At 67.6% G+C, this 8,557-nt stretch carries 6 protein-coding genes; 4 read left to right on the top strand and 2 right to left on the bottom strand.

Annotated features, from left to right (window positions below; translation table 11 throughout):
- Positions 1-447 precede the first annotated feature (447 nt).
- Entirely contained in the window at positions 448-1,047 is a 600-nt protein-coding gene (locus ACIBHX_RS49865; protein ID WP_397075748.1) for a hypothetical protein, read from the top strand.
- A gap of 359 nt (positions 1,048-1,406) precedes the next feature.
- Here the strand turns inward: ACIBHX_RS49865 and ACIBHX_RS49860 are convergent, their stop codons facing one another.
- Positions 1,407-2,021 (bottom strand): TetR/AcrR family transcriptional regulator, encoded by a 615-nt coding sequence (locus ACIBHX_RS49860; protein ID WP_397075747.1) that lies wholly within the window; start codon positions 2,019-2,021, stop codon positions 1,407-1,409.
- 204 nt (positions 2,022-2,225) lie between these two features.
- On the opposite strand from ACIBHX_RS49860, the gene ACIBHX_RS49855 reads away from it, so the two are divergent.
- The 3 genes from ACIBHX_RS49855 (at position 2,226) to ACIBHX_RS49845 (ending at position 5,501) form a co-directional block, all read left to right on the top strand.
- Positions 2,226-3,710 carry an MFS transporter gene (locus tag ACIBHX_RS49855; protein WP_397075746.1) on the top strand — a complete coding sequence of 495 codons (1,485 nt, stop codon included), beginning with the start codon at positions 2,226-2,228 and terminating at the stop codon, positions 3,708-3,710.
- Between the two features lie 115 nt (positions 3,711-3,825).
- Positions 3,826-4,494, top strand: a complete 669-nt coding sequence (locus ACIBHX_RS49850; RefSeq protein WP_397075744.1) for an SGNH/GDSL hydrolase family protein — start codon at positions 3,826-3,828, stop codon at positions 4,492-4,494.
- 311 nt (positions 4,495-4,805) lie between these two features.
- Positions 4,806-5,501 (top strand): GtrA family protein, encoded by a 696-nt coding sequence (locus ACIBHX_RS49845; protein WP_397075742.1) that lies wholly within the window; start codon positions 4,806-4,808, stop codon positions 5,499-5,501.
- Between the two features lie 75 nt (positions 5,502-5,576).
- Here the strand turns inward: ACIBHX_RS49845 and dnaB are convergent, their stop codons facing one another.
- Positions 5,577-8,297, bottom strand: coding sequence for a replicative DNA helicase (gene dnaB / locus ACIBHX_RS49840; RefSeq protein ID WP_397075763.1), 2,721 nt, complete (start codon positions 8,295-8,297; stop codon positions 5,577-5,579).
- Between the last annotated feature and the right edge of the window lie 260 nt (positions 8,298-8,557).

Here is an 8,557-nt window from a genome sequence, read left to right as displayed (position 1 = left end):
CACCCCGAGCCCACTCCCGCAGACACTTACCGCTTAACCTGCAGAAACAGGATCACGCGAAGATCGACTCATACACCACGTCCGTGGACGTGACCTCGGGCAGAGCAAGGTCACGCTCTACACCGGACAGGTCAAGGCCGTAGTCCAACATCGGTGTCACCTTCACACATTGACGGCATGGGGGCTTGAAGTTGATCTGGTGTGGTCAGGCTACCTGTGGTTGTCACAACGATGATCTCTTCTTTCACGTGTGGCACGGTGGCCGCCTGTCGCAGCGTGTTGCGACGTCGCCGTGACGCCGGTGAGATCGTCACCCCTGTCCGCGATGCGACATCGAGCCCGGCTCAGCCCGCGGAACCCCGCCCCAAGCAGGGCCGATGACGATGGGATTGGCATTGGTCTCAAACAGCCCACAACATCTCCGAGGTTTCCCGCGTCCGACTGACTATGACCTCAATTACCGAGCGCACGAGCCACCCAAGAGTCCGCCAATACGAAGCCTGGACCAGCGCCGCCTCCCTGGCCACCTGCCTGACGGTCGTCCTCGGCGGAGGTATCGCCAACGCGGCCACCGTGGACAGTGCAGCGGCACAGGCCACCGCCACCATCGCGGTGAATGCCGCCGACCGGGTCGACTGGGCGTCCGTAGTGGAGCCGGCTCTGAACTGTCCCAAACCGGGGCCGCACGCCGCTTGGTACGTCGTGCGCGCCCGCGTAGCGGCCGTCGGCGACCTTACCGGTGACGGCAGGCATGAGACCGTCGTCGTGTCGTCGTGCCCGAGCCCGACGTCGAGCAATCCCTTGATCGCCTTTGTCTACGACGGAGCCTCCAAGCCCTCGGCTCCGCACTTGCTCGGAAAGCTCGGCAAGAACCGCTACTTCAAGTCCCTGAAGGTCGCGATCCGGGGCGGGCGTGTGCAGCTGCACGGCAAGGCGCTCAGCGACCAGGCCCCCAGATGCTGTCCAGACCTGATCGTCAGCCAAACCTACAGCTGGGACGGCACGCAGTTCCGCAGGACGGCGGAAAAGGCGAACCGCATCACGTGACCACTCGACCTGGCCTGCAACCTCTACAAGCCCATCTCACGGACCGGTCGCATCAAAAGGTCAGCATCGTCACAGGGGTTGATGCTGACCTCTCTTCGCGGGTCAGCGGGAGATGATCTCTTCTGGCAGGTAAGGCATGTCGCATGGACCGCTAGTGCGGGGACGCAGGCGGCAGGGGTTCGCGGTACTGGCCGAAGGGAGTGGCTCCCAGGTCGGACTGCCGATCGGTGCCTGGTTCGCACCGGTCAGCCGGATCTCGTAGGCGATCTCCTCACCGAACCTCCACACGAGTTCCTGGCGGATGCGGGCGAGGCCGGCGGCGGCCTTGCCCGCCCCCTCCCGCAGTGCGGCGGTGATCCTCACGGCCGGGGCGCGACTCCGCTGCCAAGGGCGTCGAACAGACGCTCCAGGCGGGCGCGGTGGTCGTCTGCAATGGTGTCGGCCGATTCTCCGGCGATCAGGCGCCGGGCGGTCTCCACCAGCACGGCGGTATAGCCGGCGATGAAGAAGGCGGCGAGCAGCGCGGCGTCGCCGTCGAAGGCCGGGTCGTGTTCGAGCTCGCCGGCGAGGGTCTGTTGGAGGTCGGAGGCGATCTCCCTGGCGCGGGCGACCAGCGCGGGCGAGGCCGCGACGGTCCGGAAGAAGGGGACGGACCCGTCCTTGATGCCGGACAGGGCGTGCCGCTCCTCGAGGAGACGGAACGCCGTATCGCGCAGGGACTGGAGCACTCCGGCGTCCGGGGCGCGGTCGCGTACCGCTGAGCGCAGGAGCTCGACGGCGTCGACCTCGCGGTCCAGAAGGAGGTCCTCCTTGCGCGGGAAGTGCTTGAAGACCGTCACGGCCGAGACCCCGGCCTCCCGCGCGACCTCGGTGACCGTGACCGTGTCGAATCCGCGTTCGAGGAACAGCCGGGTCGCGACCTCCGAGATCTTCGCGCGCGTCTGCGGCCCGCCTCGCGCTCCGGTCCTGGGCATCCCGACTCCACTTCCTTGTGTCACTTAACTTAGTCACATACCCTAGTGGCATGCCCTTCGAACAGACACCTGTCATTGTCGCCGGAGCCGGCCCCAACGGGCCGCGCGCCCCCGCGACCGCATCCCGTGCGGGAGTGGAGGTGACCCGCCCGCGCGAGCGACCAGATCGCCCCGTGCCAGATCGCCCCACGGGCACAGGTCCCCATGAATGAGATGGCTGCGGGCCGGCCTGGTCGTACGCCCCGGTCGCTGCGGGAGGCGTGGGTCGCGTTGGCGGGGCTGTCGGCGGTGTTCCTCTTCGAGATGCTGGACAACTCGATCCTGAACGTCGCGCTGCCCGTGATCGGAGGCGAGCTGCACGCCTCGACGACCGCGTTGCAGTGGGTGACGGGTGCCTATGCGGTCGTGTTCGGCGGGTTGATGCTGGCGTTCGGCGCGATCGCCGATCGGTTCGGCCGGCGGCGGATCATGCTGATCGGGCTGGTCCTGCTCGGCGGGGCGAGCCTGGCGACCGCCGTGGTCACCAGCGCCGAGCAGCTGATCGCCGTCCGGGCGACGATGGGGGTCGCCGCGGCGATGACGACCCCGGGATCGATGGCGCTGGCGTTCCGGCTGTTCGACGAGGACGGCCTGCGCGTGCGCGCGCTGACCCTCATCTCGACCGTCGGCCTGGTCGGGCTCGCGGTCGGCCCGACGGCGGGCGGCCTGGTGCTGGCGATCGCGCCCTGGCAGGTCCTGCTGCTGGTGAACGCGCCGATCGCCGTGCTCGCGTTCCTCGGCGTGCGGTCCGGCATCGCCGCCGACGACCCGACCGGCCTCCACCGCGACCCCCTCGACGTCACCGGGATGCTGCTGGGCACGGCGACGATCGTGCTCGCGCTCCTCGCGCCGACGCTGTTCGTGGACGAAGGCGCCGGATCCTGGGCGCCTTGGGTGGCCACCACCGTGGCCGCCGTGACGGCGATCTGCTTCGTCCTGCGCGAGCGCCTGGCCCGCCATCCGCTGCTCGACCTGAAGCTCCTCGCCCTCCCCCTGGTCTCCAGCGGCCTGGCCTACAAGGCCGCCACCGGCCTGGCGACCGCCGGACTCGGATACATGGTGACGCTGCAGCTGCAGCTCGACTGGGGCTGGACGCCCGCACTGGCCGCCATCGGGATGCTGCCGCAGGTCGTCGTCCTCATCGCCGGCAGCGCGTTCGTCAACCCGTTCGTGCAGGCCGTCGGCCTGGACCGGGCCGCCTGGATCAGCTCCGCGGCGGTCGTGTCCGGCCTCGCCGTCTACGGCCTGCTCGGCCGGTTCGGCTACCTGTGGGTCGCGATCGCGATCGTCCTCGTGGCGGCCGGGATGCGCGTGGTCGGCGTCGTCGCCGGGTTCAACGTGGTCCGCGGCCTGCCCGAGAACCGGACCACCATCGGCACCGCGCTCGTCGACACCGCCACCGAGGTCACCTCCGGCACCGGCATAGCCGTCACCGGCACCATCCTCGCCACCCTGTTCACCGGCGACATCGCCACCTCCCACTGGAGCGCGCAGCAGACCGGCGAGTTCCACCAGGCCGTCACCATCGCGGGCCTTACCCTCACCATCGTCGCGGCGGCCCTCGTCGGCTGGGGGATCGCCCGCGCCCGGTACGCCGCCAGCGACCAGGCGGCCACTCCCATCGACGACACCGTCCCCCAGGACGCCTGAGACCCTCCGCGCCATCATCGCCGGCCAAGGCCCTCCGCCCCCTGGCCACACGGCGCTTCGGAGAGCTGAGCAGCACTCCATTCCCCTCTCTCCGAACCGATTTCAAGGAGCACACATGACGATCACCCTCCGACCCGGGAGCACCGTGGTGTTCACCGGCGATTCGATCACCGACTGCCGACGGCTGGAGAGCGAAGACGGCCTCGGGTTCGGCTACCCGCTGCGCATCGCGGGCGAGTGGGGCCTCCAGCATCCGGACCGCCCCGTGACCTGGCTGAACACCGGAATTGGCGGCAACAAGGTGATGGACCTCGAAGCCCGCTGGCAGGCGGACGTGCTCGACGCGCACCCGGATGTGGTGTCGATCCTCGTCGGGGTCAACGACATGGGCTGGCACACGCTGGACCCGGAGGGGTACGTGATCCCCGTAGAGGAGTTCGAAGCGGGCTATGACCGCCTGCTCGCGCCCCTCGCCGAAGCGGGCACGGAGCTGATCCTCATCGAGCCGTTCCTCCTGCCGATCTACGGTGTCGTCGAGGCCGGTGTCGCGCGCGCACTCATCGGAGAGGAAGAGCGAAAGGCATGGCGCGCCGACCTGAACCCGAAGATCCAAGCCGTGCGGGAACTCGCCGACAAGTACGGCGCCCATCTGCTTCCCGCCGACAGCATGTTCGCCGAACTCGCCGCGACGACCGGGCCGGAATACTGGGCCGAGGACGGCGTGCACCCGACACCGGCCGTTCACGCCGCCCTCGCGGCGGCCTGGCTGCGCCTGATCTCGTGACCGGTCCGCGCAATCGCCCGCGACACCGGCGATCGAAGGGGATTTCACGCACGGACTCGTCTGCGTACCGGACGAACGCCATGGGAACCTCGCGACCGCGACGGGCCTCGACCACGTCTTGGCCCGCCATATCCGGAGCGTACGGATCTGCGGCACGCCCCCCAACGGATCACAAAAGTCCCGTAAGTCCGACATCGCAGAGCGTTATCAAGCACATGATCACGCGGATTGTCGTCAGGTAGGGTGCCAGCCGGACAAGCCGTGTCCGTAAATCTTGTTACCAGGGTGTTCGACTGGTGAGAAGATCGGGAGTGCTCCGAACAGCAAACGCAGTACTCGCAAGATTACCGGAACCGCTGTACGCACTTGCGCTGAAGCATCGTGAACTGCTGAAGTTCGCGGTGGTGGGTGGAACAGCGTTCTTAGTGGACAACACGGTGTTCTATGGGCTGAAGCTAACCATTTTGGAACCGAAGCCGGTGACCGCGAAGATCATCGCGGTGCTCGTGGCGACGATCGTGTCCTACGTGTTGAACCGCGAATGGTCGTTCCGGACCAGGGGCGGCCGCGAGCGCCGTCACGAGGCGGCGCTGTTCTTCCTGGTCAGTGGCGTCGGTCTGGTGCTCAGCTCCGCGCCGCTATGGATCTCCCGGTACGTATTTCGCCTGGAGACCCCGGATGTGAGCCTGGTGACCCAGGAGATCGCCGACTTCATGAGCGCGCAGATCATCGGCACGCTGATCGCCATGGTCTTCCGCTTCTGGGCGCTCCGGAAGTGGGTCTTCCCCGACGAGAAGGCCCAGTCCGGCAGCGTGCGACTGGCTCCCACTCCCGATTCCACGGACGAGGGCGGCTTGATGGCAACGAATCCAGAAGCCGTTTCGGCGGTTGGACTGCTTCATGCCGCTGCTGCGCCCCACGAGCCCGGCCCCGCGGATGACCGCCGAATAGATAGCGAACAAAAGCCCCGTAAGTCCGACATCACGGGGCGCTATCAAAGCTCGTGATCACGCGGACTTGCTCGGACAGTGCTCATGATCAGCCGCACTTGCTCACGGAATCGCGGATCCTATACACACGCGTCAGTGCTGGGCCATGTCCACGAACCGGCTGTAATGGCCCTGGAACGCTACAGTCACCGTGGCGGTGGGCCCATTACGATGCTTGGCCACGATCAGGTCCGCCTCACCGGCCCGAGGCGACTCCCGCTCGTACGCGTCCTCCCGATGCAACAGGATGACCATGTCGGCATCCTGCTCGATGCTGCCCGATTCGCGAAGGTCGCTGACCGCGGGGCGTTTGTCGGTGCGTTGTTCGGGGCCTCGGTTGAGCTGGGAGATCGCGATCACGGGGACCTCGAGCTCCTTGGCCAGCAGCTTGATGGCTCGGGAGATCTCCGAGACCTCGTTCTGGCGGCTTTCGGTCTTCTTGGGCGAGCTCATCAGCTGCAGGTAGTCGATCACGACGAAGCGCAGGTCGTTGCGCTGCTTGAGGCGGCGGCACTTGGCGCGGATCTCCATCATCGACATGTTCGGCGAGTCGTCGATGAACAGCGGCGCCTCGGCCACCTCGCTCATCCGCCGCGCCAGCCGCGTCCAGTCGTCGTCGCCCATCATCCCGGACCGCATCGCGTGCAACGCCACGCGCGCCTCCGCCGACAACAGACGCATGGTGATCTCGTTACGCGACATCTCCAGCGAGAAGATGACGGTCGTCATCCCATGCTTGATGGCCGCCGACCTGGCAAAATCCAATCCCAGGGTGCTGTTGTGCGTCGGAATGCAGGATCTGCCGGCCAGGTACATGTGGTCGGCATTGTCCACCTCGACGCAACGCACAGGCCGCGACGCGATCGGCCGCACGTCGACGATGTAGCGGACCCGGGTCGAGGCCGCGGCAACGGCCACCTGGCGCTCCGCCTTACGCCCCAGCCGGAACACCTTGTCCGCGGTCGTAAAGTTGATCATGTAGCAGGTGGACGATTCCTGGGTTCGCCCCCGGACAGGCTTCGTACGCATGGTGACCCGATAGCCGAGGCTCAGGATCAGCTCGTGTACGTCCTCGGCGAGCCTCCTGTTGGTGACCGCGAACTGGATCTGTCCCGCGGCGCTGACGTATCCGTCGGTGTCCAACAGGCCCGCCAGCATGGCACGCCGCTGAGCCTCCGACGCACGCAGGTAGCTCCGCGGTATGTGCTTGTCGCCGAGCACCCCCAGCGTCCGCAGGACAGACTTGACGGTCCCGTGATGGTCGCGGCATGCCTGGCAGCGCCACAGGCCACTGGACGGCCTGCCGACGCAGGAGCGAGGAGCAGGTTCAGGCTCGGCGAACGCGAGCTGGTAGGCGATCCCGTTCGCCACTCGGGTGACGCGCAGTCCTTCGGCTTCGAGGTTCGCCAGGATCTCGGTGTCCACGGAGGTGATCCGAGCCTCCTGGGTGGCGCCGTCGCCCAGCCAGGCGCCCAGGACGTACGGAGACAGCGGGAGGTCGGCTTCCTCCAGGTCGAAGGGGGCCGCCACGGCGACGGCGTGGTTCGGTCGCCGGTCGGCCGACCCGCAGCGGAGCGTGGCGGCGATCTCCTCCGTGGTGACGATGTCGGGGTGCCGCGCTGTGGCGTTCTTGGGCCGGCGTACTCGCTCGAGCAGGGCCCCCAGCAGCCAGGTGGCCGGATATGCGGGAACGCTTCTACCGCTTGCCGGGCCCGCCGCGACCTGGGGGATGCGGTCGAGTGAGGGGATCGTTCGCTGAACCGCGTGCAGGACGTGGCGGAACTCCTCGCCCACCTCGCTCAGGGCTTCGCGATGGGTGATCAGCCGGTCGGGAGTCATCAGCGATCGAGCATGGGCCTGCCTGACCCCTTCGATCGCCTCAGCGGGCCAGTAGTACGTCTGCTTGTGCTCTTGTGCGTGGCGGCGGGCGGCGCGGGTGGTGGTGCGCCACTGGTGGTGGCCGTCGGCGACGATGACCGTGCCGTCGCTGAATTCGACCTCGTAGCACGGCCTGCCATCCATGACCTCCGTGGCGGCGACCACGCGGGTGGGCTTGCCGTCGGCGCCGATGAGCTGGTCGCCGATCTGAACCTCTCCCATCGTGGTCCAGCCGGACGGCGTGGGCAGCGGGGTGTCCAGGGCGAGCGCCTTGCCGATGGCGGGGCGGGCGGCCACGACGATCATCTGGCCGGGGTGGAGGCCGTTGGTGAGTTGGTCCAGGTCCTGGAAGCCGGTGGGGACGCCGACCATCTGGCCGCCCCGGCTGCCGATGGCCTCGAGCTCGTCGAGGGCGCCGGGCATGATGTCGGAGAGCGGGGCGTAGTCCTCCGAAGTGCGGCGTTCCGTGACCTTGTAGATTTCCGCCTGGGCGCGGTCTACCAGGTCGTCGACCTCTTCGTTGTTGCCGCCGTAGCCGAAGGAGACGATGCGCGTGCCGGCCTCGATGAGGCGGCGCAGGATCGCCTGCTCGCGGACGATCTTGGCGTAGTAGCCGGCGTTGGCCGCGGTGGGGACGACGGCCGTGAGCGTGTGGAGGTAGGCGGCGCCGCCCACCCGGGCCATCTCGCCGCGCTTCTGCAGCTCGTCGAAGACGGTGACGGCGTCGGCCGGTTCGCCCCTGCCGTACAGGTCGGTGATGATGTCGTAGATCATCTGGTGGGCGGGGCGGTAGAAGTCGTCGGAGCGCAGGATCTCGACGACGTCGGCGATCGCGTCCTTGGACAGCAACATGCCGCCCAGGACGGACTGCTCCGCCTCGATGTTGTTGGGTGGGGTGCGCTCGAAGCCTGGGCCCCCACCGCCCTCTTCTTCCATGCTGCTCACCGCGCCCCCTCGAACCTCACAGGCCGGTCGCACCACCCCCACTTGTAGCCGACCGGGGTGACAGTTTCCCGGGTTCTCGTCAGGACGGCAACGAGGGCTGTGGACAACCCTGTGGCCAAGCTGTGCACTATCGCGTCCAGGGTGTGAAAGGCCTGTGGAAGAGCCTGGGGATAACTCGGAGGCGGTTTCCACAAACACTTGCTGAGCTGGGAAAAGTCTGTCCACCTCCTGTGGAGGAAAGAAAGTCGGCC

The organism is Nonomuraea sp. NPDC050536, assembly GCF_044457685.1.
Lineage (GTDB): Bacteria > Actinomycetota > Actinomycetes > Streptosporangiales > Streptosporangiaceae > Nonomuraea.
The sequence above is the reverse complement of the archived record's forward strand: the minus strand, read 5'-3'. Positions and strand labels throughout refer to the sequence as shown.

Coding starts and splice junctions, on each gene's coding strand:
- ACIBHX_RS49865 (WP_397075748.1), top strand. CDS start 448: ATGACCTCAATTACCGAGCGCACGAGCCACCCAAGAGTCCGCCAATAC.
- ACIBHX_RS49860 (WP_397075747.1), bottom strand. CDS start 2,021: ATGCCCAGGACCGGAGCGCGAGGCGGGCCGCAGACGCGCGCGAAGATC.
- ACIBHX_RS49855 (WP_397075746.1), top strand. CDS start 2,226: ATGAATGAGATGGCTGCGGGCCGGCCTGGTCGTACGCCCCGGTCGCTG.
- ACIBHX_RS49850 (WP_397075744.1), top strand. CDS start 3,826: ATGACGATCACCCTCCGACCCGGGAGCACCGTGGTGTTCACCGGCGAT.
- dnaB (WP_397075763.1), bottom strand. CDS start 8,297: ATGGAAGAAGAGGGCGGTGGGGGCCCAGGCTTCGAGCGCACCCCACCC.